The sequence below is a fragment of the Pseudomonas sp. NPDC089734 genome, from assembly GCF_044748865.1.
Taxonomy (GTDB): domain Bacteria; phylum Pseudomonadota; class Gammaproteobacteria; order Pseudomonadales; family Pseudomonadaceae; genus Aquipseudomonas.
Window position 1 is genome coordinate 405739 of record NZ_JBIVGV010000001.1, and the last position, 26719, is coordinate 432457.

The following is a 26719-nucleotide window of genomic DNA, read 5'->3' on the forward strand; positions in this document are numbered from 1 at the left end:
ATCAGCCTCTGTCGTTGCCTTCATCGGACTGGTTGTCGGCGTACCCGAGCAGAGTACGATGATATTTCTGTAGGCGTCCAAAATGGGCGTCCATGGCCCGCGCAATTTGCGCCGAGTTCTTCACGGTGAGGAAGTGGTCGACCAGTTGTGCATAATGGTTGGCTTGACGAGGTAGCCTCTGAGTAGGATCCCTACGTTTCTGAATTTCATAATCCTGCATGACTTGAACGACTTGCGTGGGTTGTGGGGCAGCACCATAGTTGCCCCATGGAGGAACAGTGCCATTCATCAATGGGGATTGGGCATTGAAGAAGTGGAACAGTTGGGCTTCAAGTGTGTTAATAGTGTCTGCGTAAGCCACGGGATATGCCCATACGTAGGCAATTTCCCAGACATCGATCTGCCTGTTGGCAATGATGTCCGAACGTGCCGAGGTAAGGTGTCTGGCAACCCGACTGCGGATTCCATCCTTTGATTGGCCAACGTAAATGGGAATGTTATCCAAGTCGCACAGTGCGTAGACACCGATATTGGGAGGTAGCAACCGAACGGCTTGCTTCCTGAATGCAAAGTCTGTCATTTCTATCCATCGAGTCAGTGTGTCTGGAGTGTCCAGAGGTCATCGGTACCCACATGCCGTTTTGCGGTAGTGTTGTTCAAATTGACGGGGCAAATTGCCAGCAAGACTATATCAGCGAAAAACTACATAATCGTTAAATTTTATTGAACGAATTTGCAACTGCCGAGACTTGACGGATCGCTAGTTTTGCCAATGAGTTCTTTTTTCTGGTCAACTTGGGGGCAATGTATTCTCTATGAACTTGACTCAATAGCATGGAAAGGTCTGATTTCTCTGGATATGTAGATAAATTGTCATCCTTGGGGTGTCACGATACGCAGAATATCCTTGGCTTCATGGCCGCCGATATTAAAGGTTTTGTCTGCAACTCGTCTGCGTAGTCTTGATCCTCTGCATTGAAGCGGTGCAGGACCAGTTGCTACAGGGTCATGGATTCGCTCGGTGAGCCAAAGAGCTGCCAGCCATTAGGAGACGTGGCTGCTCACCGATGAGGTGAAACGGTGCCAGTAGACAGTGTCTGGGGAGATATCTAGGCTGGTATGTTTATTGAGGATATCCATGGCTGTTTCCAGGGTTTGTTGTCGCATGTCGGGACAGTTTTCAGCCAGGTGCCGGGCGGTGGCTTTCGGTGTTGTCTGATCGGGGAGGCGTGGTTATGGCGTTGCTGTTTAGGCTCACAGGATTTACCTCATGTATAGAGTTCTCCAAGCGTGTTGCGACTTTTTGTGGCGGGAGCGCTAAATAGTTAGTGCGGCATTGATATTCATTTTTTGCCGAACCTGCATATTCCGTATTTATCTTTTGTGCCGGTCATCTGTTTGTTGAATAGCGACGGGTTCGCAGTTCCCGGCACACTGCGAACCCGTTTCGTATCAATACTTCCAGGTCACCGAAGCCGTCAGATTCCTCGGCGCGCCATAGTTGGTCGACCCCGCCGACTGATACAGCGACAGCAGGTATTTGCGGTCGGTGACGTTGTTCATGTTCAGCGACGTGCTCCAGTGATCGTCGAAGTCGTAGCTGGCCATCAGGTCCACCAGGGCGTAGGCCTCCTGACTGACATTGCTGTTGGTGTCCACTTCGGTTGCGCTCTGCCACTGAATGCGCGTACCGACTTTGGCCTGTGGCAGGTTGGGCAGGCGATAGGTCAGGCTGCCGCGCAAGGTATGGGTGGGGATGTATTTGCGAGTGTTGTTTCCGTCGTCGTCTTCGATTCGTACGAAGTTATAGCCGCCGGACAGTTCGAGGTCCGGTAGCACCTCGCCGGAAGCGCCCAATTCAACGCCTCGGGTTTTGACATTCGTTCCGCGGTACACGTATTGGCCGCCCACGATTTCTCCGGTGAGTTCGGCGACGTTTTGCTGGTCGGTCTTGAAGACTGCAGCGGTCACGGTCAGTCGGTCATCGAGCAGAAGCCCTTTCACGCCGGCTTCCATGCTTTTTCCTTCAAGTGGCAGGATGACTCCACCACTGGTGCTGCGCACGTACTGGGGTTTGAAGATTTCTGTCCAGCTGGTGTAAAGGCTCCACTGCGGGGTCAGGTCATAGACCAGGCCGGTGTAGGGCGTCACCTTGCCGTGTACCCGTGTGTTGTGCGGCGAGCCGTAACCCGCGCCATCGCCATCGGCGCTGAGCATGCGTGCTCCGGCGATCCAGTGCAGTTCATCGGTCAGGCTGAACCGTGATCCGGCGAACACGCTTTTTTGTCGGTCGGTGAACCGCTGGGTGTTGAGTTCATCGGTATAGGTCATTGCTGGCTGTACTACATTGCCAGCCAGTGCATCGGCGAGGCTGACGATCTGGTTGCCCGATGCGTCTCTGTAATGGCCGCGCTCGTCATGATGAGTGCGCCCGTAATTGACGCCCAGGGTCAGATCGTGTTCCCGTCCGAGGAGTCTGAAAGGGCCGGACAGTCGAGCCTCACCCGTCACCTGGTGTTCCGTGCTGGTGGTGCGGTTGATATAGGCGTAGGCATCCGTGGCGGTTGCCGGGATGGCGTACAGCATTTTGGTGTCGGAGTCCTGGTTCATTCCTGCCAGGGTGATGGTGCTTTCCCAGCCATTGTCGAAGGCGTGGGTGTGCTCGACGAAGGCGCGTGTGGTATGGACGTCCCAGTACGTCCAGGGCTGACCGACGCTGGAGCTGCGGCTGCTGTAGTGGATGCGGTTGCCAGCATAGTCGGCGATCGGCAAGGCTCCCCAGGTACTGCCATTCGAGTAGCTGTTCTGCTGGGTGAAGCCCACGGTCAGGGTATCGGCATCGGACAGGTCAAAGGCCAGCAGGCCCGCAGCCACGTTGACCTCATGGCTGTACTGGTCGAGATAGGAGTTGCCTTTGTCGTGGGAGGTGATGAAGCGCCCGCGAACGTTGCCGCTGTCTGTCAGAGGGCCGGATACATCCAGGCCCAGTCGGCGGTTGTCCCAGGAGCCGATGCTGCTGTCGATTCGGGCCTGGAAGGTATCGGTAGGCCGTTTGCGGATAAGGTTGACCGTGGCCGACGGGTCACCCGTACCGCTCATGAGTCCGTTGGCACCATGCAGCACTTCAACCTGCTCGAATTCGGTCATGTCCTGATCGCCGACCAGTACACCGCCCGAGAAAGGCAGGCTCATGCCGTCGTATTCAAAGTTCTCGATCTTGAAGCCGCGCGAGGTAAAGGCGGTGCGATCCGTTTCAAACTGTTCGACGGTGACCGATGGCGCGTTGCGCAGTGCATCTTTCACACTGTTGAGTTTGAAATCGTCCATTTGCTCACGGGTAACGACGGTGATCGCCTGTGGCGTCTCCTTGTCGCTCAGCCCCATGCGCGTTGTGCTGGCGGTGGGTTTGCCCTGATAGCCCTGACTCAGGCCGCTGTCTTGTATGGCCTGATTCTGGATTCGGGTAGGGCCGAGAAGGACTTCGCTGCCCGGCTTGTTGTCTGTCGGGACAAGGTAGACCGTGACGGCGTCCGTACGGGCGAAGCTGTAGCCACTGCCTTGCAGTAACTTGGCCAATGCTTCTTCGGCTGAATAGCTGCCCACCACTGCGCTGCTGCGCAAGCTCGCATCGAGATTGCCATCAAGCAAGACGTTCTGCCCGGACTGCTGGCTGAAGACCAGCAAGGCCTGGCGCAATTGCTGTGCGGGAATATTGAGCGACAACTTTTCCGATGTGGCTGCCGCCGCGGGGGTTGGTTCCGCGTGAACCTGAGCGGCACCGACAAGCAGCGTACACGCGAGTGCTGCGCTCAGGGCGCTGCGCTGCCAGCGTGTATCGATTCCAGGGCGTTGGGTAGGTTGTCTTGCCATTCAGGTCGTTCCCTATGAGCTGTGCACAGATGTGCGAATATCAATCAGTCTCGTTAAGACGCATGAGCAATCGAGATTCCTGATGGCGTTTTGAATTATTTGCTCACGACCTTGTGCAGGTCTGGGTGAACGGCGGGATTCGAGGTGCCGAGGTGTACGAAACATCTGGACATGGCCCCGGATGGGCGGGGCCTGGAGAGGGATCAGGCGGGATAGATCAGGGTGACCAGATCGGTATAACGCGTGGTTCGTACCGACAGCGCTCTGGAAAGGATATCGAGCATCTGGTCGGGTTTTTCCAGGTTGAGGATCAGGCTGACCCGGCGTGCAGCGAGTTGCTTGTCCATGATGAAGATCTTGCCTTCACGCCAGCGTTGCAGCTCATCCACGACGGTGAGCAGTGGCGTGTCGAAGAACGCCAGACGGCCGTTGCGCCAGGCGAGAATCTGCTCCAGCTCGGCGCGTTGAATCGTGCCTGTCTGATCAGGGCTGAAGCGCAGGAACAAGCCTTCTCCCAGATCTGTCTGTTGAGTGGCGGTGACGACTCTTGCGGTCTTGCGACTGACGGCGACCCGTGCCGTTGCCCGATCGCAGGTCAGGCAGAACTCGCCTTCGCCGGCAATCACCTGGCCGGCCTCGGTCGTGACGCTGAAATCACCGGCAGCACTTGGCGTCACGCTGAAAAAGGCTTCGCCCTGAAGCAGTTCCACTGCGCGGCGGTTTGGCGAGAAGTCCAGGTTCAGTGCCGTATTGCCTGCCAGGTCGACGGTCGATCCATCCGGCAGACTCACCAGACGTCTCTCGCCCACGGAGGTGCGCACATCTGCAAAAGGGGAGCTTGCACCCCGGAGCCACAAGGACGTTGCACCGGTTGTGACAGCGATTGCGCTGGCGGCGATTCCCAGCCCGACAAAGCGGCGTCGAGACAGTCGGGCAGGCGCGATGGAGGGGGAAGGTCGCAGCAACTGCGCCGAGGCGGCCCATAACTGTTCCAGCTGGGCGTAGGCTTCTGCATGTTCGGGCGAGGCTTCGAGCCACCTTGCCAGTTCTTCGCGCTCGGCCTGTGTCGGTGAGCCGCCCTGAATCAAGGCAAACCAGGCGCTGGCCTGATGGCTCACGTCACCCGTCCGGCGTTCGGATGAATCGAGGAAGGGCGGTTCGGCATTCATGGGCTAATCAATTCAACTCAATGGCGTGCAAGCGGGGATTGTAATCCAGCCTGTTCTTTTTCGTCGGCTGTTCGGTTAAAGACCGGCAAGTGAAAGCATTATCTGGACATGCCGAGCTTCAACAGCTCCAGAGCCTTGACCATACGGCTATAGGCCGTTTTCGGGGAAATGCCGAGGCGCTCGCCAATCTCCGCATAGGTCAGGCCTTCGACCCGCACCATCAGGAAAACCTCGCGGCAGGGGGCGGGCATGTTCTGGATCACCTCGTTCAAGGTCGCCAGCTGCTGGTTGGCGATGGCTGTCTGTTCGAGGGTTGGCGTTCTTTGTCCCAGGCTGCTCAGTTCCTGCTGTTCCAGCGGCTCGCTTTTACGGTGTTCCTGACGTCGGGTGTGATCGATGAACAGATTGCGGGCACTGGAAAACAGATAGGCCCGGAAGTTCTCGATGCGCGTGCGGCCCATCTGCTCGGACAGGCGAATGAAGGTGTCCTGAGTCAGATCGGCAGCAGTCTCCTTGCAGCGCAAGCGGCGATCCAGGTACTCCTGAATTTCTTCACGATGGGCGAGATAGAGCGCCTTGAGATCTGAACCGGACATAAAGCCACCTTGACTGGCATGCAAGCGAGCGCGGGAAAATATCACAAATGAGAATTGTTTGTAATAAGCGTGGTGTGTCTTAACAATTTCAGAAGCGTTTTCAGGTTTTTGAGGGATGCAGCGGCGTGTTTCGAGACAAACGGCTGCTTGTAAAGGAATATGGGCTGATGTCCAGAGCGTGTTAGAAGCTGTAAGAAAGGATCAAGGATATGTTGATAGAGAGCATTAATATTCCTTCTGCGGAGTTTCAGGAGTCTGGACTCCAGGACATCAAAATGAGACGTCTTGGGAGGCTGGTAGCGCTGGCGGGCAAGAATGGAGCAGGTAAGTCGCGTCTTCTCAATGTCATTGATGATGTTATCCGCATGCGTGGGTTGGCCCGTTCCGGTATTGACGCTTTGAAAGCGGAGAAGGAGAGCTACGATCGAAGTATCCGTAACAGTCCGAACTCCTCATCGATAAACGCATGGAAGGAAGAGTCAGAGAAGTACAGGCGTGCTTTATTGGCTGTAACCGAATGGACCGTAACCCATACAGAGTCCTTTTTCAGTTCAATGAATTTTGTTCCGAAGAGGCTGGACCTTGTAGACCCGCGCAAAGCTTTGCGTGGCGAGGTGGCTAACCGTGCCCATGTGGCCATGTCGCCCGGAGAAACTATCTACGATGAAGTCTGCCTATTCTATTTGCATGATGTTCTGGATCAGTGGTTTGCGGTAACGCATCCCAGCTATGCAGGTAATTCTGATGAAAAGCTGAAAATAGAAGCCGGCTATGAACAGCTTCAGGTCTTGATGCAGAGAATGCTGGGGGTGAGGCTTGAGAGGGGGCTGCATGGTGATCCGATGCTCTTTGGCAAGCCCATTGCAGATGCTCGCCTGTCGGAAGGTCAGAGAGTTCTGATTCAGCTATGCATGGCTTTGCATGCTCAGGGTGCGAGTCTGGACAATACGGTCTTGTTGCTCGATGAGCCAGAAAATCATCTACATCCTTCCGCTGTGATCGAGGTCGTCGATGCTTTGCATAAGGTGACTACAACGTCACAAATATGGATCGCGACACACTCGGTACCTCTTCTGGCCTACATGACCAGTATTGATCCTATGTGCCTCTGGTATGTCAGTAGTGGTGGAGTGACGCATGCCGGTCGTCGTCCCGAAATGGTGCTTGAAAGTCTTCTCGGTGGTGAGGAAGGCATTGCCCAATTGAATGCGTTCTCCGGTTTACCGGCGGTGTTGGCTGCGGTCAACTATGCGACTGAAAGTTTATATCCTCCGGTTGTGCTGGCTGGAAAAGGACCCGATCCACAAGTCTCGCAAATCCAATCCATTATTGTGGGCATGTATCAGAAGATCGCTCGGCTCAGGGTTCTGGATGTTGGCGCAGGTAAAGGGAGGCTGCTTGAGGGATTGGCGGCCTCGATGAGCGACCATGGGGTGCAGGTAGCCGAGGTGCTTGATTACCACGCCTACGAGCCTTTTCCCGAGGATCGCGCCATATGTGAAGCGGTTCTGGCGTCCTATTATGGTGATGAGTCGAAGCGTTACTTCAGCACACCTGATCAACTGTTCGAGCAAAAGGACGAGGCGTCATTTGCACTGGTAGTTATGTGCAATGTCCTCCATGAAATTCCGCCAGAGATGTGGGTGGAAAATCTTGGACGAGGAGGTTTGGTTTCGAGGGCATTAAGTGATAACGGGTTTATCTTGATTGTTGAGGATCAGCGGATACCCGTCGGTGAAAAAGCTCATAAGAATGGCTTTCTTGTGTTGGATACTGCCCACCTTAAAGCGTTATTCGACATCCGAGAGGCAGACATTAATGACGGGCTCTTCGTGTCTCACGATGCGCGGCAGGATGGTCGTCTCAAGGCGCATCTGATAGGTAAAAGCCTGTTAGGCCGGATTACTACCCAATCTGTCGAAAAGGCAATAAAGCTTCTTCGTGAAACCTCTCGTCGAGAAATTCGTTCTCTGCGAGATAAAACACCCAGTTATGCCAATGGCCAGTTGAACGGATTCTGGACTCAGCAGTTTGCCAATGCTTCTCTCTACCTGACGCCTGAACAGGATTGAGTAACAGAGGTCGGGTGGCTGCGCTTATGTTTGGTCACCCTTACCTTTCCCAAGATGCACGTGTATCGTATTTCCCCCCTCGCACCTGCTCTCAGGTGCATCCCGCAGTCGTTCTTGAGGTGTTTGCCCCTATGTCCTTTACCCGTCGACAAATACTCGGAGGCCTGGTGGGTCTTGCTGTTGTGGGGCTGGGTGCAGGTGGGGCTTCGCGTTACTGGCTGGGGCGGCGTGGGCCAGGGGAGGGGCATGACTTCGAGTTGATTGCCGCGCCGCTGGATGTCGAACTGGTGCCGGGACACAAGACCCCGGCCTGGGCGTTTGGCGGTTCTGCGCCGGGCACCGAGTTGCGTGTGCGTCAGGGCGAGTGGTTGCGTCTGCGCTTCATCAACCACTTACCGGTTGAAACCACCATTCACTGGCATGGCATCCGCCTGCCGCTGGAAATGGACGGTGTGCCTTACGTTTCACAGTTGCCGGTCAAACCGGGCGAATATTTCGATTACAAGTTCCTGGTTCCGGATGCGGGCAGCTACTGGTATCACCCCCATGTCAGCAGCAGCGAGGAGCTGGGGCGCGGGCTGGTGGGGCCGTTGATTGTCGAGGAGCGTGAGCCTACGGGTTTTCTGCATGAACGTACGGTCAACCTGAAAAGCTGGCATGTGGATGAGGAGGGGGCTTTCACGGAATTCAGTGTCCTGCGCGAAGCCGCCCGTGAAGGGACAGCAGGGCGGCTCTCGACCCTGAACGGTATTCCTCAGGCGGTCATCGATCTGCCAGCCGGGCAGATCACCCGGGTGCGTCTGCTCAACCTCGACAACACCGTGACCTACCGCCTCAACCTGCCGGATGCCGAAGCACAGATCTATGCGCTGGACGGCAACCCGGTCACGCCGCGTCCGTTCGGTGACGAGTATTGGCTCGGGCCGGGCATGCGCATCTGTCTGGCGATCAAGGCGCCGCCTGCGGGCGAGGAAATCGCCTTGCGTAACGGGCCGGTACGGCTGGGGACTTTCCGTTCTGTGGCCAACAACGATGCCCCCGGTCAGTGGCCGCCGGAGCTGCCAGCCAACCCCGTGGCCGAACCGGATCTGGAGAATGCCGAGAAGATCAATTTCAACTTCGAGTGGGTGGGCTCGATGTCGGTCAACACCGACAACGGCAAGCCACCGAGCCTCTGGCAGATCAATGGCGAGGCCTGGGATATCACCGACAAGACCTGTGCGGATCGGCCCATTGCAAAGCTGAAGCTGGGCAAGAGTTATATCTTCGAGCTGAAGAACATGACTCAATACCAGCACCCGATTCACTTGCATGGCATGAGTTTCAAGGTGATCGCCTCCAATCGACGCAAGATCATCCCTTATTTCACCGATACCTTCCTGCTGGGCCGCAATGAGCGAGCACGGGTTGCGCTGGTCGCGGATAATCCGGGCGTGTGGATGTTCCACTGCCATGTGATCGATCACATGGAAACCGGACTGATGGCCGCGATAGAGGTTTCCTGATGCGACAGCCCCCGATCATCGATCGCAGCCGCGATCAGGACTTCATGCGCGAGGCGCTGGCGCTGGCGGCAGAAGGTGCGCGTCTGGGCGAAGTGCCTGTCGGCGCGGTACTGGTGCAGAACGGTGAAATCATCGGTCGGGGCTATAACTGCCCGATCAGCGGCAGCGACCCCAGCGCTCATGCAGAAATGGTCGCCATCCGCGACGCGGCCAAAGCGGTCAGCAATTATCGCCTGCCCGGCAGTACGCTCTACGTCACGCTTGAGCCCTGCAGCATGTGTGCGGGGCTGATCGTCCATTCACGGGTGGCGCGTGTCGTTTATGGGGCCCTGGAACCCAAGGCCGGCATCGTGCAAAGCCAGGGGCAGTTCTTCACTCAGGGGTTTCTCAACCATCGCGTGCTGTTCGAGGGCGGCGTGCTGGGGGAGGAGTGCGGGGTGATGTTGAGCGAGTTTTTCAGAATGCGCCGGGCGGCGAGCAAGGGCGGGGCCTTGTAGGTCTGGACTCGCGCCAGGGTCAGAGTGCCGGTGACGACTGGGTCTGAGGTTCCTGAGTGGGCTTGGTCTTGTCTACACCCGGTACATGCAGGTTGCTGTCCGTTACCTGGCTGCCCTCGAGCTGTGGCTGAGTCACCCAGGTGAGGATGTCGTAGTAACGGCGGATGTTGGCGACGAAATGCACCGGTTCGCCACCTCGTGCATAGCCATAGCGGGTCTTGCTGTACCACTTCTTCTGGGAAAGGCGGGGCAGCATCTTTTTGACGTCCAGCCATTTATTGGGGTTCAGCCCCTCGTTCTCGGCCAGCTTGCGGGCATCTTCCAGGTGGCCGCCGCCGACGTTGTAGGACGCAAGCGCCAACCAGGTGCGATCCGGCTCTTCTATCTTTTCGTCCAGTTGGTCCTTTACGTAGGCAAAGTACTTGGCACCGCCCTGAATGCTTTGTCGGGCGTCGAGCCTGTTGGTGACGCCCATGGCTTGCGCGGTGTTCTGGGTCAGCATCATCAGGCCGCGAACGCCGGTCTTCGAGGTCACGGTGGGTTGCCACATCGATTCCTGATAGCCGATGGCGGCCAGCAGCCTCCAGTCGACCTGCTCTTTCTTGGCCGAGGCCTGGAAGTGCTTTTCATATTTGGGCAGGCGTTCCTGCAGGTGCTGGGCAAAGGTATAGGCACCCACATAACCCAGTACATCGACGTGGCCGTAATAGCGGTCCTTGAGCCGTTGCAGGGTGCCGTTCTTTTCAACCTTGTCCAGGTAGGTATTGATTTCGTTCAGCAGGCTGTTGTCTTCGCCCGGTGCCACGGCCCAGCGCTGTTCACGGGCCTCGCCCAGATCGAAGGCGACCCGCACGTTGGGAAAGTACACCTGGTTCATCGCCAGTTCGTTGGAGTCGACCAGTGTCAGGTCGGTCTGGCCTTCGTCGACCATGCGCAGCAGGTCGACCACTTCCACCGCATCCGATTCTTCGTACTCCAGGCCCGGGTTCTGGGCCTTGAGCGCGGCCAGCTGTTCAGCGTGGCTGCTGCCCTTGAGCACGACAATCCGCTTGCCCACCAGATCGGCGGGGTCGGTTGGACGGGACTGCCCGTTGCGATAGACGACCTGCGGGGTGACTTCAAGGTAAGGATGAGAGAAACGGGCCTGCTGCTTGCGCTCCACCGTGTCGATCAGGCCGGCGGCTGCCAGCACGGGGCCGCCGGGCTTGTTTATCTGGTCGAACAGATCGTCCAGGTTGTCGGCGGTCTCGATCTTGAGTTCTACGCCCAGGTCTTCGGCAAAACGCTTGACAAGCTCGTATTCAAAGCCGGTTTCGCCGTTGCGATCCTGAAAATAGGTCGCCGGGCTGTTACGGGTGATGACGCGCAGAACACCGTCCTCCTTTACTCGTTCCAGTGTGTTGGGTTTATCCACACAGGCGCTGAGCATCAGGAAGAGTCCGGTTGCGATGAGCCATTTGGCGCAACGAGGGCGGAAGTCTGATAGGGAGAACATCGGTGCAGTATACGCAAAGCACACTTGCCGCCATATCTCGACAGCAGGGGCCGGGTCTGATAGACGCGGTTTTTTTGGCAGCAAAGTAGACGATTTCTTCAAGGAAGCGACATTCGGGCGCATTCCGTGTAGCCGTTTTGAGTGCTCAAAAGGTCTGTTTAGGCTAGAATGCGTGGCCTCAAAGCACACCCCCCTTCCCGAGGCTGTCCCGAAGATGTTGATCCTGCGTGGTGCTCCTGCCCTTTCTGCCTTCCGCCACAGCAAATTGCTGGAACAACTGAAACAAAAAGTTTCAGCTGTCAGTGGCTTGTACGCTGAATTCGCTCACTTCGCTGACGTCACTGGCGTTTTGTCCAGCGAAGAACAGCAGGTTCTCGACCGTCTTCTGAAATACGGCCCGAGTGTGCCGGTTCAAGAGCCCAATGGTCGTCTTTTCCTGGTGTTGCCACGTTTTGGCACCATCTCGCCCTGGTCGAGCAAGGCCAGCGATATTGCCCGTAACTGTGGCCTGGCAAAAATCCAGCGTCTGGAACGCGGCATTGCCTTCTATGTAGAAGGTCAGTTCAACGATGCCGAGGCTCAGGCCATCGCCGACAGCCTCCATGACCGCATGACTCAGCTGGTTCTGGGCAACCTCGAACAGGCCGCCGGTCTGTTCAGCCATGCCGAACCCAAGCCGCTGACGGCCGTGGACATTCTCGGTGGCGGTCGCGCTGCGCTGGAGAAAGCCAACGTCGACCTGGGCCTGGCCCTGGCCGAAGACGAAATCGACTATCTGGTCAAGAGCTTCAACGGTCTGGGGCGCAACCCTCACGACATCGAGCTGATGATGTTTGCCCAGGCCAACTCCGAGCACTGCCGTCACAAGATCTTCAACGCCAGTTGGGATATCGACGGCGAAAGCCAGGAAAAAAGCCTGTTCGGCATGATCAAGAACACCTACCAGATGCACAGCGAAGGCGTTCTGTCCGCTTACAAGGACAACGCTTCGGTGATCGTCGGTAACGTGGCCGGCCGTTTCTTCCCGGACCCTGAAACCCGTCAGTACGGTGCGGTGCAGGAGCCTGTGCATATCCTGATGAAGGTCGAGACCCACAACCACCCGACCGCCATTGCTCCGTTCCCGGGTGCCTCCACCGGTTCCGGTGGCGAGATCCGCGACGAAGGTGCAACCGGTCGCGGCGCCAAGCCAAAGGCCGGCCTGACCGGTTTTACCGTGTCCAACCTGCAGATCCCCGGCTTCGTGCAACCTTGGGAAGTGCCTTACGGCAAGCCTGAGCGCATCGTCAACGCGCTGGACATCATGATTGAAGGCCCGCTGGGTGGCGCGGCGTTCAACAACGAGTTCGGTCGTCCGGCCCTGACCGGCTATTTCCGTACCTTCGAGCAGTCCATTGCGACGCCGCACGGCGACGAAGTGCGTGGTTACCACAAGCCGATCATGCTGGCCGGCGGTATGGGCAACATTCGTGAAGGCCACGTCCAGAAGGGCGAAATCACCGTGGGTGCCAAGCTGATCGTGCTGGGCGGCCCGGCCATGCTGATCGGTCTGGGTGGCGGTGCCGCTTCCTCCATGGCCACCGGTACCAGCTCCGCCGATCTGGATTTTGCATCCGTTCAGCGTGAAAACCCTGAAATGGAGCGTCGCTGCCAAGAGGTCATCGACCGTTGCTGGCAACTGGGCGACAGCAACCCGATCAGTTTCATCCACGACGTAGGTGCGGGTGGTCTGTCCAACGCCTTCCCTGAACTGGTCAACGATGGTGGCCGTGGCGGTCGTTTCGAGCTGCGTAACGTGCCTAACGACGAGCCGGGCATGGCCCCTCTGGAAATCTGGAGCAACGAGTCCCAGGAGCGTTATGTCCTGGCCGTTTCTGCCGAAGACTTCGACCGCTTCAAGGCGATCTGTGAACGTGAGCGCTGCCCGTTCGCGGTCGTGGGTGAAGCCACTGCCGAACCTCAATTGACGGTCACCGACAGCCACTTCGGCAACAGCCCGGTGGACATGCCGCTTGAAGTGCTGCTGGGCAAGGCTCCACGCATGCACCGTTCGGTCGCACGTGAAGCCGAGCTGGGCGACGATTTCGATGCGGGTACGCTGAGCCTCGAAGAGAGCGTCGAGCGTGTTCTGCGCCATCCGGCCGTTGCCAGCAAAAGTTTCCTGATCACCATCGGCGACCGCAGCATCACCGGTCTGGTGGCTCGCGACCAGATGGTCGGCCCATGGCAGGTGCCAGTAGCCGACTGCGCCGTGACCGCTACCAGTTTTGACGTCAACACCGGCGAAGCCATGGCCATGGGCGAGCGTACTCCGCTGGCGCTGCTGGACGCTCCGGCTTCCGGTCGTATGGCCATCGGTGAAACCCTCACCAACATCGCCGCTTCGCGCATTGAAAAACTGTCCGATATCAAACTCTCGGCCAACTGGATGTCCGCAGCCGGTCACCCGGGTGAAGATGCGCGTCTGTACGACACCGTCAAGGCTGTCGGCATGGAACTGTGCCCTGAGCTGGGCCTGACCATTCCGGTGGGCAAGGACTCCATGTCCATGAAAACCCGCTGGAGCGACGAAGGCACCGAGAAGAGCGTGACCTCGCCGCTGTCGCTGATTGTGACCGGTTTCGCACCTGTGACCGACATCCGCAAGACCCTGACCCCGGAACTGCGCATGGACAAGGGCGAAACCGACCTGATCCTGATCGATCTGGGCCGTGGTCAGAACCGCATGGGTGCCTCGATTCTCGCTCAGGTCTACGGCAAGCTCGGCCGTTCTGCGCCGGACGTCGACGACGCCGAAGACCTCAAGGCCTTCTTCGCCGTCATCCAGGGCCTGAATGCCGATGGTCACCTGCTGGCTTACCACGACCGCTCCGACGGCGGCCTGTTGGTCAGCGTGCTGGAAATGGCCTTTGCCGGTCATTGCGGCCTGAACCTGTCCCTGGACAGCCTGGCTGAAAACGCTTCCGAGCTGGCTTCGATCCTGTTCAACGAAGAGCTGGGTGCTGTCATCCAGGTTCGTCAGGATGCCACTCCTCTGGTGCTGGCCCAGTTCAGCGCTGCCGGTCTGGAAGACTGCGTGTCGGTCATCGGCAAGCCGGTGAACAACGACGAAGTGGTCATCAGCTTCGCGGGTGAGTCCGTATTCACTGGCCAGCGTCGTCTGCTGCAACGTCAGTGGGCTGAAACCAGCTACCAGATCCAGCGTCTGCGCGATAACGCCGAGTGCGCTGATCAGGAGTTCGACGCACTGCTGGAAGAAGACAATCCGGGCCTGACCGTCAAGCTGGGCTTCGACGTCAACGACGACATCGCTGCGCCTTACATCAAGAAAGGTGTTCGTCCTCAGGTGGCTGTTCTGCGTGAGCAGGGCGTCAACGGTCAGGTCGAGATGGCGGCTGCGTTCGACCGCGCCGGTTTCAATGCCATCGACGTGCACATGAGTGACATTCTGGCCGGTCGTGTCGACCTGAACGAGTTCAAGGGCATGGTTGCCTGCGGCGGCTTCTCTTATGGCGACGTGCTGGGTGCCGGTGAAGGCTGGGCCAAGTCGGCCCTGTTCAACAGCCGTGCCCGCGATGCGTTCCAGGGCTTCTTCGAGCGTACCGACAGCTTCACCCTGGGTGTGTGCAACGGTTGCCAGATGCTGTCCAACCTTCACGAACTGATTCCGGGCAGCGAGTTCTGGCCGCACTTCGTGCGTAACCGCTCCGAGCAGTTCGAGGCGCGTGTTGCCATGGTCCAGATCCAGGAGTCGCCGTCGATCTTCCTGCAAGGCATGGCCGGTTCGCGTATGCCGATCGCCATCGCACACGGTGAAGGTCATGCCGAGTTCAAGCACGACGATGCACTGCTCGAAGCGGATATCTCGGGCACTGTGGCGCTGCGCTATGTGGACAATCACGGCAAGGTCACCGAAACCTATCCGGCCAACCCGAACGGCTCGCCGCGCGGTATTGGCGGCATGACCACTCGCGACGGTCGCGTCACCATCATGATGCCGCACCCTGAGCGTGTGTTCCGTGCTGTCCAGAACTCCTGGCGTCCGGAAGAGTGGAACGAAGACGGTGCCTGGATGCGCATGTTCCGCAACGCTCGCGTCTGGGTTAACTAAGCGGTCATGTACAAGCTCGCCTTTTTCGTGCCTGCGAGCCATGTGGAACAGGTCAAGAGCGCCGTATTCGCTGCTGGGGCAGGGCGAATCGGTGCTTACGATCACTGTTCATGGCAGGTCTCGGCCAGGGTCAGTTCCGCCCGCTGGATGGCAGTCAGCCATTTATCGGGCAGGGCGGTGTGGTCGAGACGGTCGAGGAGTGGAAAGTCGAGATGGTCGTGGCTGATGAGTTGATTCATCAGGCCGTGGTGGCTCTCAAGCAGAGCCATCCGTATGAAACGCCTGCTTATGAAGTGTGGCGGCTGGAAGCGTTTTAACGTTGTATCGCATTTTTCGCGAATGAATTCGCTCCTACGGTAGGAGCGAATTCATTCGCGAATCCCCTACGGCCGAATCTCGATCATCGTGCCGTCTTTCACCAGATCCCAGACCTCCCGCATGTCGTTGTTCTTCAGCGCAATGCAGCCGTTGGTCCAGTCCAGGGTATGGAAATACCACTCCGGATACTCTTCGTCCACGGGCGTGCCATGCAGCATGATCATGCTGCCGGGTTTGACGCCTTCACGGCGGGCGCGTGCGGCATCTGAAATGTTCGGGTAGGAAATGTGCATTGACAGGTTGTAGTTGTTGCTGGGCTTGCGCCAGTCGATCCAGTAGAAACCTTCCGGTGTGCGCTGGTCGCCTTCCTGGAGCTTGGTACCCTTGGGGTTTCGGCCCAGGGAAATCCGGTAGGTCTTGAGGGCTTCGCCGCCGCTGATCAGTTGCAGCTGGCGGGCGGACTTGAGCACCAGCACCTTGTCTATCTTCTTGTCGGCAATGCTTTGGGTATTGATCACCTTGTGATCGATGATTTTCTGTTCGCTGCCCTTGGGTACGATGGTCTGGGTGAAGGCCGCTTGCGACAGCGGTATGAACGACATGCAGAAGAAAGCGAACAACCAGCGCATTACGGTATCCCTGAGAGCATTGAGGTGCCTGTATGGTCAGGCTTCTTGTATCTGGCGCGAGGCGGGCAGGGCGCTGGTGTGAACCGGGTAAACCTGCTGGCGTCTGTCGGCGAAGAAGTATTCTAGGGTACGCCTGACTGTCATGAAAGCCAGGTCCTGCCACGGAATGTCGGCTTCGTCGAATAATTGCACTTCAAGGCTTTCGACCCCGGCGGCGAATTCTGGAGTGGCAAGTTCGGAACGGTAGAACACATGCACCTGATTGATATGCGGAACGTCGATCAGCGCATACAGATGCAGGTCAGTCAGTGTGGCGCAGGCTTCTTCGATCGTCTCCCGGCGCGCCGCCTGCTCGATGGTTTCGCCGTTTTCCATGAAACCTGCCGGCAGTGTCCAGAACCCCAGGCGTGGTTCGATGGCGCGACGGCACAGCAAAACCTTGTCGCCCTGGGTGACCAGGCAGCCAGCCACGATATTCGGGTTCTGATAGTGGATGGTGCCGCAATGCTCGCAGACATGACGCAGACGGCTGTCGCCTTCGGGAATGCGCTGGATGACCGGGTTGCCGCACTGACTGCAGAATTTCATATTGTCGCTCTATCCATGAAGGCAGCCGCTATCTTGGCTTGTCGCAGGACGGGTCGGCAAGTTCCGCGATTGTATGGTTGTCCTGCAAGGGCTTGGGCAGTTCGTTGCTTTGGTGCATGATGCCGGAAGTGCAGCCGATCGAGATTTCCCATGCTGGATGAGTTACTTCGACGAGTAGGCAGTCATACGCCGGATACCCTTGAGACGGACCGACGATTCCCCGAAGCCGCCGTGCTGGTGCCTGTCACCCGCAGTGACGAACCGGAGTTGATCCTGACCTTGCGCGCCAGCGGGCTTTCCACGCACGGCGGCGAAGTGGCCTTTCCTGGCGGCAGGCGTGACCCGGAAGATCCCGATCTGGTTTTCACGGCCCTGCGCGAAGCCGAAGAGGAAATCGGTCTGCCGCCCGGTCTTGTCGAAATTGTCGGCCCTCTGAGTCCCTTGATCTCCAAGCACGGCATCAAGGTCACGCCTTATGTGGGGGTTATTCCCGATTTTGTCGAATATCGGCCCAATGATGGCGAAATTGCCGCTGTTTTCAGCGTACCGCTGGAGTTCTTTCGTCAGGATGTCCGCGAGCACACCCACCGGATCGACTATGAAGGACGCAGTTGGTACGTTCCCAGCTATCGTTATGACGGGTACAAGATCTGGGGGCTGACGGCGATCATGATCGTGGAACTGGTCAATGTGCTGTATGACGCGAAGATCAGCCTGCATCATCCGCCAGAACACTCCACGACCTGATTCTTCATTCAATAACGAGCCGTGCCTGTGAGCCCGGCCATTCGCCTGAGGGAACGCCATGAAATATCGCCTGGGAGACGCACGTGTCCAGACTGATCCGCAAAGCTGGGTTGCGCCCAATGCCGTTCTGATCGGCAAGGTAAAACTGGAAGCGGGGGCGAGTGTCTGGTTCAACGCGGTCCTGCGAGGCGATAACGAGTTGATCCATATCGGTGAAAACAGCAACGTGCAGGATGGCACGGTGATGCACACCGACATGGGGTCGCCGCTGGAAATCGGCAAAGGGGTCACCATTGGTCATAACGTCATGCTGCACGGTTGCAGCGTCGACGATTACAGCCTGATCGGTATCAATTCGGTGATTCTCAATGGCGCGAAGATCGGCAAATACTGCATCATTGGCGCCAATTCGCTGATTGGTGAAGGCAAGGTCATCCCCGATGGTTCTCTGGTGATGGGCTCGCCGGGCAAGGTGGTGCGCGAACTCACCGATGTCCAGAAGAAGATGCTCGAAGCCAGCGCCGCGCATTATGTCCACAACGCCCGGCGTTACGCTCGTGACCTGGCCGAGCAGGAAGATTGATGAGTACAGAATCGATAACGGAAAAGCCCGTCCGCTCGCCATGCGTCAGCATCTGCGCGCTGGACGAGGATGATATCTGCACCGGCTGCCAGCGCACGGTGAGTGAGATCACCGGCTGGAGTCGCATGAGCAATGACGAGCGGCGGGCTGTGCTACGTCTGTGCGATGAGAGGGCCAGGGCCAGCGGAGTGGTCTGGACGCTTGGATGAGGTGTCTCTCTACCCGGTAGGAGCGAATTCATTCGCGAAGAGGCCAGTACATCCAGCAAGAAATTGAGTGCCTGAAATGCTGTCTTCGCGGATAAATCCGCTCCTACATGGCTTGGGCATTCGTCACACCTTCATTCTGATACCATTGCCGCCTGTTTCTTCAAGACCATCCCCGCCATGCTTTTCCTGATCGCCTACATCAGCAGTGTCGTGCTGATCAATTTCGCCTTTTCCACTGCGCCACATCTGGACATCATCTGGTCGGCCTGGGGCGGGTTGGTGTTTGTCCTGCGCGATATGGTGCAGACCCGTTTCGGCCATGGCGCGATCCTCGCCATGCTGGTGGCGCTGATGCTGTCCTATGTCACCAGCGAGCCAGCCATTGCCCTGGCCAGCGCCACGGCCTTTGCGATTTCCGAATGCATCGACTGGCTGGTATTCAGCATCACCAGGCGCCCGCTGCATGACCGTCTTTGGATCAGCTCGGCGCTGAGTATCCCGCTGGACACCTTTATCTTCTTCGGCATGATCGACGCGTTCACCGCGCCGGTGCTGCTGACGGCGCTGGGCTCCAAGTTTGCGGGTGTGACGGCTGTCTGGCTGATCATGGCCTGGCGCATCCGCAAGAACGCCTGTCCGGGTTGAGCCCCTATTTGCAGGGCTTCGTGGTAAATTGCGCGCCTTTCTTCATAGCGGTTGCTCGCATCCGGCGGGCTGCCATCGATATCTGCTTCACGAGGACCTGAGATGACTCAAATCGGAACTCCACTTTCGCCTACCGCGACTCGCGTACTGTTCTGCGGCAGTGGTGAGCTGGGCAAGGAAGTCGTGATCGAGCTGCAACGCCTGGGCGTCGAAGTGATCGCTGTTGACCGTTATGCCGATGCGCCTGCCATGCAGGTTGCCCATCGCAGCCATGTGATCAACATGCTCGATGGCGCTGCATTGCGTGCGGTGGTCGAGGCCGAGAAACCTCATTTCATCGTTCCGGAAATCGAAGCCATCGCGACCGCGACCCTGGTCGAGCTGGAGTCCGAAGGCTTTACCGTCATTCCGACGGCCCGTGCAGCGCAGTTGACCATGAACCGCGAAGGCATTCGTCGTCTGGCGGCCGAAGAGCTCAAGCTGCCCACCTCTCCGTACCACTTTGCCGATACCTTCGAGGACTACAGCAAGGCTGTTCAGGACCTGGGCTTCCCATGCGTGGTCAAGCCGGTCATGAGTTCCTCGGGCAAGGGCCAGAGCCTGCTCAAGAGCGCCGCTGACGTCCAGAAAGCCTGGGATTACGCGCAGGAAGGCGGTCGTGCAGGCAAGGGGCGTGTGATCGTCGAAGGCTTCATCGACTTCGATTACGAAATCACGCTGTTGACTGTGCGTCACGTGGGCGGCACGACGTTCTGTGCACCGGTCGGCCATCGTCAGGAGAAAGGGGACTATCAGGAGTCCTGGCAGCCGCAGGCCATGAGCCCGGTGGCGCTGGCGGAGTCCGAGCGTGTTGCCAAGGCGGTGACCGAGGCATTGGGTGGTCGCGGGATCTTTGGTGTCGAGCTGTTCATCAAGGGCGATCAGGTGTGGTTCAGCGAAGTATCGCCGCGTCCGCATGACACCGGTTTGGTAACCCTGATTTCCCAGGACCTGTCCCAGTTCGCACTGCATGCCCGCGCCATTCTGGGCCTGCCTGTGCCGTTGATCCGCCAGTTCGGGCCATCGGCGTCGGCCGTGATTCTGGTGGAAGGCCAGTCCACGCAGACCGCTTTCGCCAATCTGGGTGCTGCTCTGGCTGAACCGGATACGGCATTGCGTCTTTTTGGCAAGCCTGAAGTCAACGGCCAGCGCCGCATGGGCGTGGCCCTGGCGCGTGACGAGTCCATCGAAGCTGCCCGTGCCAAGGCGACCCGCGCTTCGACGGCGGTGAACGTCATTCTGTAAGCAATATCGCCTGTAAGTTGTGTGGGAGCGAATTCATTCGCGAAGAGGTTTTTCGCGGATAAATCCGCTCCCACACAATTCTGTACCCTACAGTTCCTTATCCCGAGTCTCTTTCAGGCACAGCACAGCCAGCAGGCTGAGTAATGCGGCTGCCGATACATACCCGCCCACCCAGCTCAAACCACCCATGGCCACCAGTTTCTGTGCGAAGAACGGCGCAACAGAAGCGCCGACTATGCCGCCCAGGTTGTAGGCTGCCGATGCGCCGGTGTAGCGCACCTGCGTCGGAAACAGTTCTGGCAGCAGCGCCCCCATCGGTGCGAAGGTCACGCCCATCAGGAACAGCTCGATACACAGGAACAGCGCAACACCCCAGGTTGTGCCGTGGGTCAGCAGGGGTTCCATGAGAAAGCCCGAGGCAATCGCCAGTACGCCACCGGCCACCAGTACGGGCTTGCGTCCGAAGCGGTCACTGGCCCAGGCAGCCAGAGGTGTGGCGGCGGCCATGAACAGGACGGCGAAACACAGCAGGCCCAGGAAGGTTTCCCGGCTATAGCCCAGGGTGGAAACCCCGTAGCTCAATGAAAAGACCGTTGAGATATAGAACAGCGCATAGCACACGACCATCGAGGCTGCGCCCAGCAGCATGGGCTTCCAGTGCTGGCTGAAGGTTTCCACGATGGGCATCTTGACCCGTTCATGGCGTGCGATGGCTTTGGCGAACACCGGTGTTTCTTCCAGCTTCAAGCGCACATACAGACCGACCATGACCAGGGCAGCGCTGAGCAGGAAGGGAATCCTCCAGCCCCAGGCACGGAATTGCTCGTCATCCAGTGTCATCGCCAGAGTCAGGAACAGGCCGTTGGCGGCCAGGAAGCCAATGGAAGGGCCCAGTTGCGGGAACATGCCGAACCACGCACGTTTGCCCTTGGGGGCGTTTTCGGTCGCCAGCAGCGCGGCACCACCCCATTCACCGCCAAGCCCCAGTCCCTGACCGAAACGCAGCAGGCACAGAATGATGGGTGCCCAGGCCCCGATAGTTGCATAGCCGGGTAGCACGCCAATGAGAGTGGTGCAGATACCCATCAGCAGCAAGGAGGCGACCAGGGTCGACTTGCGGCCGATGCGGTCACCGAAATGACCGAACAGGGCTGACCCCAAAGGGCGGGCAAGAAAGGCGATGCCGAAGGTCAGAAACGACGACAGCATCTGTGCGGTGCCGGAGGTCTGTGGAAAGAACACCGGGCCGATCACCAGGGCGGCGGCCGTGGCGTAAACGTAGAAATCATAGAACTCGATGGCCGTGCCGATGAAGCTGGCCGTTGCAACGCGAGTCGCGGAATTGGTGGGGGCTTGGGTATCGCCGGTTTCACTGAGGGTGGCTGTGCTGGTCATGCGGGTATCCCTGACAGTCATCTTGCCTGACGGCGTTCGCACGCGGCGGCAAGTATTCGTTCTTGTGATTGTGGGTACAGCGCTGAGCAGAGTAGCCCGGTTGGGCCTAGGGGCAATGGCGGCACTCGGGGATGGGAGTGCCTGCCAGAAAGTGTTGCGAGTCGTTCAGGCTGAATGACTGGCCGTCTGCGCTGAGTGCGGGTAGCACGCGTGACGGCTGGCTGGGTAAGCGCAAGGATTATAGGAAGGGCTTTGCTCGTGAAACAAGTGGCAACATTATGCCCGGTTCAGGTAAAGACCAGGCTGGGAGCGTTTTGCCACATCATGACGCTTTTCACGCGATTGTCCTCGGTTTCCAGAATTTCCAGCCGGTAAGGGCCGATTTTCAGGCAGACCGGGCCTTCGGGAATGGTTTCCAGGGCTTCGGTGATCAGACCGTTGAGGGTCTTGGGGCCATCGGACGGCAGGTGCCAGCCCAGGCACTTGTTCAGGTCGCGAATCGAGGCGGCGCCTTCCGCTTCAAAACGCCCGTCGGCCTGACGGGTGACATGGGGATTATTGAGAGTCTGTTCGTTCTCGAACTCGCCGACGATCTCTTCGAGGATGTCTTCCAGGCTGACAATGCCCAGCACTTCGCCGTATTCGTCCACGACCACGCCCAGGCGGCGCTGCTGTTTGTGAAAGTTGAGCAGTTGCAGTTGCAGCGGCGTGCTTTCCGGCACGAAGTAGGGTTCATAGCAGACCGCGAGCAGTTGCTCCTTGGTCAGTTCGCCCTTGGGCAGCAAATGGCTGATCTGCCGGGTATTGAGAATGCCCTGAACCTGATTGATATCGTCGTGATAGACCGGGAGGCGCGTATGTCGCGAAATGATCAGGCGCTCGATGATCTGCTCGATAGGGTCGTCGAGGTTGACGCCGTCCACTTCGCTGCGAGGGATCAGGATGTCGTTGACCGTGATGCTGTCCAGGGCATTGATGCCGGACAGCACGTTGGCGCGAGGATGATGCTCCTGAATGCCATCATGGGAAGCAGGCTTCTGCGGGTTTTCGTCCCGTTTTTCATCCGCGCCAGGTGCCGGGCGCACGCCGAAAAGGCGCAGCAGATGTCTGGCCAGGGCACTGAAAGCGCAGGCCACTGGCCAGACGATTTTCATGGGGATGCGCAGTGTTCCATTGCCGAGCAGGAGCGTGGCAACCGGGTAGCGAGTGGCCAGACGGCGCGGGATGAGTTCTGTAAAGAGCAGCATGATGCTGGCGGTGAGGAGCCAGGCCAGGGTCGGGCCGTTGTTGAACCAGCCATCGACGGCAATCAGCGTCGCGATGACGATGATCAGGGTCTTGATCAGTGTGTTGCTCAGGATCAGGCTGTTGAGCTCAAAGGCCAGCTCGGGCAGGGTGGCCGCTTCATTGGGGCGGCTGCCGGCTTTCAGGGTATTGAGCCGGTGATGGGCGGCCTCGACAGCGCTCAGCAAGCCTGACCAGAGCATCAGCAGGGTCAGTACACCCGCGAGCGGGCCGATGGGCAGATTATCCATGATCGACGCCCGTCAGATATGCAGAATGAATTCACGTACCAGCTTGCTGCCGAAATAGGCCAGCATCAGCAGGCAGAAGCCGCCCAGGGTCCAGCGAATGGCCTTGTGCCCACGCCAGCCGAGACGATTGCGGCCCCACAGCAGGACACTGAACACCACCCATGCCAGACAGGCAAGCAGGGTCTTGTGCACCAGATGCTGGGCAAACAGGTTCTCGACGAACAGCCAGCCGGAAATCAGCGACAGCGAAAGCAGTGTCCAGCCCGCCCACAGGAAGCCGAACAGCAGGCTTTCCATGGTTTGCAGGGGAGGGAAGTTCCTGATCAGCCCGGAAGGGTGCTTGTGCTTGAGCTGGTGATCCTGCACCAGCAGCAGCAAGGCCTGAAATACCGCGATGGTGAACATGCCATACGCCAGGATCGACAACAGGATATGGCTGAGAATGCCCGGTTCTTCGATGATCGGCTGCACCGTGCCGCTGGGAGCGTACTGGGCCAGCAGAGCCGTGACCATGCCCAGCGGGAACAGCAGCACCAGCAGGTTCTCCACCGGAATACGGGTAGTGGCGATCAGGGTCAGGGTGATGACCGATACGGCAATCAGGCTGGCGGAGTTGAAGAAGTCCAGGCCCAGACCTGACGGACGGACCAGCTGGGAATAAAGGCCGATGGCATGGGCAATGACGGCCAGGGTGCCGAGCAGGGCGAGCAGCCGCTTGTCGGGTTTGGCGGTCTGATTCAGGCGTACGCCTTGGTAGATGGTCGCAGCGGCATAAAGGCCGGCGGCGGCAAGGCTTGAAAGCAGGCTGGGTGGTAGAGGGAACATAGATCCTGATGGACGGGCCCGAAAGACGCTGAGTGTGGCATAGAACCGACATTTCACGAAAGACTACATAAGCAGACAGTGTGGTGTCCGTTCGGCAGAGTCTTCGCTATAATCCGCGACCTGCTCCAGCCGCAGGCTCGCCGAGCGCCATTTTCTTCATAGCGGGCCGGGCCGCATCAACCGGGGTTCGACCAGAGCCTGAAAGGATCGCGCATGTTTGAAAACCTAACCGACCGCCTCTCGCAGACGCTGCGCCACGTAACTGGCAAGGCCAAGCTGAACGAAGACAACATCAAGGACACCTTGCGCGAAGTGCGTATGGCTCTGCTCGAAGCCGACGTCGCCTTGCCGGTGGTCAAGGACTTCGTCAATAACGTCAAGGAGCGCGCCGTCGGCACCGAAGTGTCGCGCAGCCTGACGCCGGGCCAGGCGTTCGTGAAAATCGTTCAGGCCGAACTCGAAAGCCTGATGGGCGCCGCCAACGAAGACCTGGTGCTCAACGTCACGCCTCCGGCTGTCGTTCTGATGGCTGGTTTGCAGGGTGCGGGTAAAACCACCACGGCCGGCAAGCTGGCGCGCTTCCTTAAAGAGCGCAAGAAGAAAAGCGTCATGGTCGTGTCGGTGGACGTTTATCGCCCGGCGGCCATCAAGCAGCTCGAAACCCTGGCCAACGATATCGGCGTAACCTTCTTCGCTTCCGATATCAGCCAGAAGCCTGTGGATATCGCCCGCGCCGCGATCCAGGAAGCCAGGCTCAAGTTCATTGACGTCGTGATCGTCGATACCGCCGGTCGTCTGCACGTCGATGCCGAGATGATGACCGAGATCCAGGCCCTGCATGCTTCGGTCAAGCCGGCCGAAACCCTGTTCGTGGTCGATGCCATGACCGGTCAGGATGCGGCCAATACTGCCAAGGCCTTCGGCGATGCGCTGCCCCTGACCGGTGTGATCCTCACCAAGGTCGACGGCGATGCGCGTGGCGGTGCCGCCTTGTCGGTGCGCGCCATTACGGGCAAGCCGATCAAGTTCATCGGTATGGGCGAGAAGAGCGAAGCGCTCGAGCCTTTCCACCCTGATCGTATCGCGTCGCGAATCCTCGGCATGGGCGACGTGCTCAGCCTGATCGAGCAGGCCGAGCAGACGCTGGACAAGGCGAAAGCCGACAAGCTGGCGAAGAAACTCAAGAAGGGCAAGGGCTTCGATCTCGAGGACTTCCGCGACCAGTTGCAACAGATGAAGAACATGGGCGGCCTTGGTGGCCTGATGGACAAGCTGCCCAATATCGGCGGTATGAACCTCTCGCAGATGGGCAATGCCCAGGGCGCGGCCGAGAAGCAGTTCAAGCAGATGGAAGCCATCATCAACTCGATGACGCCGGCCGAGCGTCGTGACCCTGAACTGATCAGCGGTTCGCGCAAGCGCCGTATCGCTCTCGGTTCGGGTACCCAGGTTCAGGATATCGGGCGTCTGATCAAGCAGCATAAGCAGATGCAGAAGATGATGAAGAAATTCTCCGCCAAGGGCGGAATGGCAAAAATGATGCGCGGCATGGGTGGAATGTTCCCGGGCGGCGGCATGCCGAAAATGTGATTGTTTCGCGCGCAAGAGGCTTTGCGCGCGTTCATCCTGGAGGGGCAGCCCTCCAGCAAGCCCGCGTTCTGCGGGTCTCAACCCGCTGTCTGACGACAGCTTCGATTGCAAATCTGGACAGCATGCCGGCAGGCACCGGAAAAAGTCATTTGCAAAAGTCGGGATATTCCTTAGAATATGCGGCCTTTCGGGCACCCATGCCCGCTGTGCATCTTAGATTTGCAGCACCGACTACAGGAACGATGTTCAATGCTAACCATCCGTCTTGCCCTTGGCGGCTCCAAAAAGCGCCCGTTTTACCACCTGACCGTAACCGACAGCCGCAACGCTCGTGACGGTTCCCACAAGGAACAAATCGGCTTCTTCAACCCGATCGCTCGTGGTCAGGAAGTTCGTCTGTCCGTCAACGAAGAACGCCTGAACTACTGGCTGGGCGTTGGTGCTCAGACTTCCGAGCGCGTTGCTCAGTTGATCAAAGAGCACAACAAGGCCAAGGCTGCGGCCTGAGTCCTATGAACGCGACGCCTGCATCTGCCGACGATCTGATCGTCATTGGCAAGATTTTCTCGGTTCATGGCGTTCGCGGCGAAGTGAAGGTGTATTCCTTTACTGATCCGATAGACAACCTGATGGACTACACGACCTGGACGCTTCGACGTGAAGGGCGGGTGGAAAAACAGGTAGAGCTGGTCAGCGGACGCTTGCAAGGCAAGTTCCTGGTCGCAAAGCTCAAGGGTCTCGACGACCGTGATGAAGCTCGTCTTCTGTCCGGTTGCGAAATCTGCGTGCCGCGCAGCCTGTTCCCTGAACTGGACGATGGCGAGTACTACTGGTACCAGCTTGAAGGTCTGAAGGTCATCGATACGCATGGGCAATTGCTCGGCAAGATCGATCACCTGCTTGAAACCGGCTCGAATGATGTAATGGTGGTCAAGTCCTGCGCAGGCAGCCTGGATGATCGCGAGCGTCTGTTGCCCTATACGGAGCAATGTGTGCTGGCAATCGATCTGGAAGCCGGCGAAATGAAGGTGGATTGGGATGCGGACTTCTGAATGC

21 protein-coding genes and 3 pseudogenes are annotated in these 26719 nt (G+C 58.4%); 13 read left to right on the forward strand and 11 right to left on the reverse strand.

Annotation, left to right across the window (positions count from 1 at the left end):
- Position 1 precedes the first annotated feature (1 nt).
- The 4 genes from ACIPY9_RS01955 to ACIPY9_RS01970 form a co-directional block, all read right to left on the reverse strand.
- Entirely contained in the window at positions 2–580 is a 579-nt protein-coding gene (locus ACIPY9_RS01955) for a GIY-YIG nuclease family protein (RefSeq protein WP_400696599.1), read from the reverse strand.
- An 872-nt stretch (positions 581–1452) separates the two neighbouring features.
- Positions 1453–3870: a TonB-dependent siderophore receptor gene (locus ACIPY9_RS01960; protein ID WP_400696601.1), complete on the reverse strand. Its 2418-nt coding sequence runs from the start codon at positions 3868–3870 to the stop codon at positions 1453–1455.
- Between the two features lie 203 nt (positions 3871–4073).
- Positions 4074–5039, reverse strand: a complete 966-nt coding sequence (locus ACIPY9_RS01965) for a FecR family protein (RefSeq protein ID WP_400696602.1) — start codon at positions 5037–5039, stop codon at positions 4074–4076.
- 98 nt (positions 5040–5137) lie between these two features.
- Positions 5138–5635, reverse strand: coding sequence for an RNA polymerase sigma factor (locus ACIPY9_RS01970; protein WP_400696604.1), 498 nt, complete (start codon positions 5633–5635; stop codon positions 5138–5140).
- Between the two features lie 209 nt (positions 5636–5844).
- Between ACIPY9_RS01970 and ACIPY9_RS01975 the strand changes: the two genes are divergently transcribed.
- The 3 genes from ACIPY9_RS01975 to tadA all read left to right on the forward strand — a co-directional run bounded on the left by ACIPY9_RS01975 (position 5845) and on the right by tadA (position 9709).
- Positions 5845–7707 carry an AAA family ATPase gene (locus tag ACIPY9_RS01975; RefSeq protein ID WP_400696605.1) on the forward strand — a complete coding sequence of 621 codons (1863 nt, stop codon included), beginning with the start codon at positions 5845–5847 and terminating at the stop codon, positions 7705–7707.
- A gap of 131 nt (positions 7708–7838) precedes the next feature.
- Entirely contained in the window at positions 7839–9212 is a 1374-nt protein-coding gene (locus tag ACIPY9_RS01980; RefSeq protein ID WP_400696606.1) for a multicopper oxidase family protein, read from the forward strand.
- On the forward strand, positions 9212–9709 hold the full coding sequence (gene tadA / locus ACIPY9_RS01985) for a tRNA adenosine(34) deaminase TadA (RefSeq protein WP_400696607.1): 498 nt from the start codon (positions 9212–9214) through the stop codon (positions 9707–9709). The genes ACIPY9_RS01980 and tadA overlap by 1 nt, the downstream gene beginning before the upstream one ends.
- Positions 9710–9728: 19 nt before the next feature.
- On the opposite strand, the gene mltF is transcribed toward tadA, so the two are convergent.
- A complete protein-coding gene (gene mltF, locus ACIPY9_RS01990) occupies positions 9729–11204 on the reverse strand; it encodes a membrane-bound lytic murein transglycosylase MltF (protein ID WP_400696608.1) in 1476 nt (491 codons plus the stop codon).
- A gap of 214 nt (positions 11205–11418) precedes the next feature.
- Here mltF and purL point away from each other — a divergent pair, with 214 nt between their 5' ends.
- Complete coding sequence (gene purL / locus ACIPY9_RS01995) at positions 11419–15315, forward strand: phosphoribosylformylglycinamidine synthase (protein ID WP_400696609.1); 3897 nt, start codon at positions 11419–11421, stop codon at positions 15313–15315.
- A gap of 6 nt (positions 15316–15321) precedes the next feature.
- Positions 15322–15632: pseudogene (locus ACIPY9_RS02000) on the forward strand (NGG1p interacting factor NIF3).
- A gap of 66 nt (positions 15633–15698) precedes the next feature.
- Here the strand turns inward: ACIPY9_RS02000 and ACIPY9_RS02005 are convergent.
- Both ACIPY9_RS02005 and ACIPY9_RS02010 read right to left on the reverse strand, forming a co-directional pair.
- Complete coding sequence (locus ACIPY9_RS02005; RefSeq protein WP_400696610.1) at positions 15699–16262, reverse strand: murein L,D-transpeptidase family protein; 564 nt, start codon at positions 16260–16262, stop codon at positions 15699–15701.
- A 36-nt stretch (positions 16263–16298) separates the two neighbouring features.
- On the reverse strand, positions 16299–16850 hold the full coding sequence (locus ACIPY9_RS02010) for an NUDIX hydrolase (protein ID WP_400696611.1): 552 nt from the start codon (positions 16848–16850) through the stop codon (positions 16299–16301).
- A 150-nt stretch (positions 16851–17000) separates the two neighbouring features.
- Here ACIPY9_RS02010 and ACIPY9_RS02015 point away from each other — a divergent pair, with 150 nt between their 5' ends.
- The 5 genes from ACIPY9_RS02015 (at position 17001) to purT (ending at position 20318) form a co-directional block, all read left to right on the forward strand.
- Positions 17001–17597, forward strand: a complete 597-nt coding sequence (locus ACIPY9_RS02015; protein WP_400696612.1) for a CoA pyrophosphatase — start codon at positions 17001–17003, stop codon at positions 17595–17597.
- A 58-nt stretch (positions 17598–17655) separates the two neighbouring features.
- Positions 17656–18180, forward strand: a complete 525-nt coding sequence (locus ACIPY9_RS02020; protein WP_400696614.1) for a gamma carbonic anhydrase family protein — start codon at positions 17656–17658, stop codon at positions 18178–18180.
- On the forward strand, positions 18180–18389 hold the full coding sequence (locus ACIPY9_RS02025) for a DUF1289 domain-containing protein (protein ID WP_400696616.1): 210 nt from the start codon (positions 18180–18182) through the stop codon (positions 18387–18389). The genes ACIPY9_RS02020 and ACIPY9_RS02025 overlap by 1 nt, the downstream gene beginning before the upstream one ends.
- 177 nt (positions 18390–18566) lie before the next feature.
- On the forward strand, positions 18567–19034 hold the full coding sequence (locus tag ACIPY9_RS02030) for a preQ0 transporter (protein ID WP_400696617.1): 468 nt from the start codon (positions 18567–18569) through the stop codon (positions 19032–19034).
- Between the two features lie 102 nt (positions 19035–19136).
- Complete coding sequence (gene purT / locus ACIPY9_RS02035; protein WP_400696618.1) at positions 19137–20318, forward strand: formate-dependent phosphoribosylglycinamide formyltransferase; 1182 nt, start codon at positions 19137–19139, stop codon at positions 20316–20318.
- Between the two features lie 87 nt (positions 20319–20405).
- Here purT and ACIPY9_RS02040 read toward each other — a convergent pair whose 3' ends face one another.
- The 4 genes and pseudogenes from ACIPY9_RS02040 to ACIPY9_RS02055 all read right to left on the reverse strand — a co-directional run bounded on the left by ACIPY9_RS02040 (position 20406) and on the right by ACIPY9_RS02055 (position 24073).
- The gene (locus ACIPY9_RS02040; RefSeq protein WP_400696620.1) at positions 20406–21713 is read right to left on the reverse strand and encodes an MFS transporter; all 1308 of its coding nucleotides are present in this window, start codon (positions 21711–21713) and stop codon (positions 20406–20408) included.
- A gap of 287 nt (positions 21714–22000) precedes the next feature.
- A pseudogene (locus tag ACIPY9_RS02045) lies at positions 22001–22735 on the reverse strand (transporter associated domain-containing protein); the annotation flags it as partial.
- Between the two features lie 62 nt (positions 22736–22797).
- Positions 22798–23248, reverse strand: a pseudogene (locus tag ACIPY9_RS02050) (DUF21 domain-containing protein); the annotation flags it as partial.
- Positions 23249–23260: 12 nt separating this feature from the next.
- Positions 23261–24073 carry an inner membrane protein YpjD gene (locus ACIPY9_RS02055; protein WP_400696621.1) on the reverse strand — a complete coding sequence of 271 codons (813 nt, stop codon included), beginning with the start codon at positions 24071–24073 and terminating at the stop codon, positions 23261–23263.
- 213 nt (positions 24074–24286) lie between these two features.
- Here ACIPY9_RS02055 and ffh point away from each other — a divergent pair, with 213 nt between their 5' ends.
- The 3 genes from ffh to rimM all read left to right on the forward strand — a co-directional run bounded on the left by ffh (position 24287) and on the right by rimM (position 26715).
- Positions 24287–25663, forward strand: coding sequence for a signal recognition particle protein (ffh, locus tag ACIPY9_RS02060; protein WP_400696622.1), 1377 nt, complete (start codon positions 24287–24289; stop codon positions 25661–25663).
- Between the two features lie 249 nt (positions 25664–25912).
- Positions 25913–26170 (forward strand): 30S ribosomal protein S16, encoded by a 258-nt coding sequence (rpsP, locus tag ACIPY9_RS02065; protein WP_025258884.1) that lies wholly within the window; start codon positions 25913–25915, stop codon positions 26168–26170.
- Between the two features lie 5 nt (positions 26171–26175).
- The gene (rimM, locus tag ACIPY9_RS02070) at positions 26176–26715 is read left to right on the forward strand and encodes a ribosome maturation factor RimM (protein ID WP_400696623.1); all 540 of its coding nucleotides are present in this window, start codon (positions 26176–26178) and stop codon (positions 26713–26715) included.
- Positions 26716–26719 lie beyond the last annotated feature (4 nt).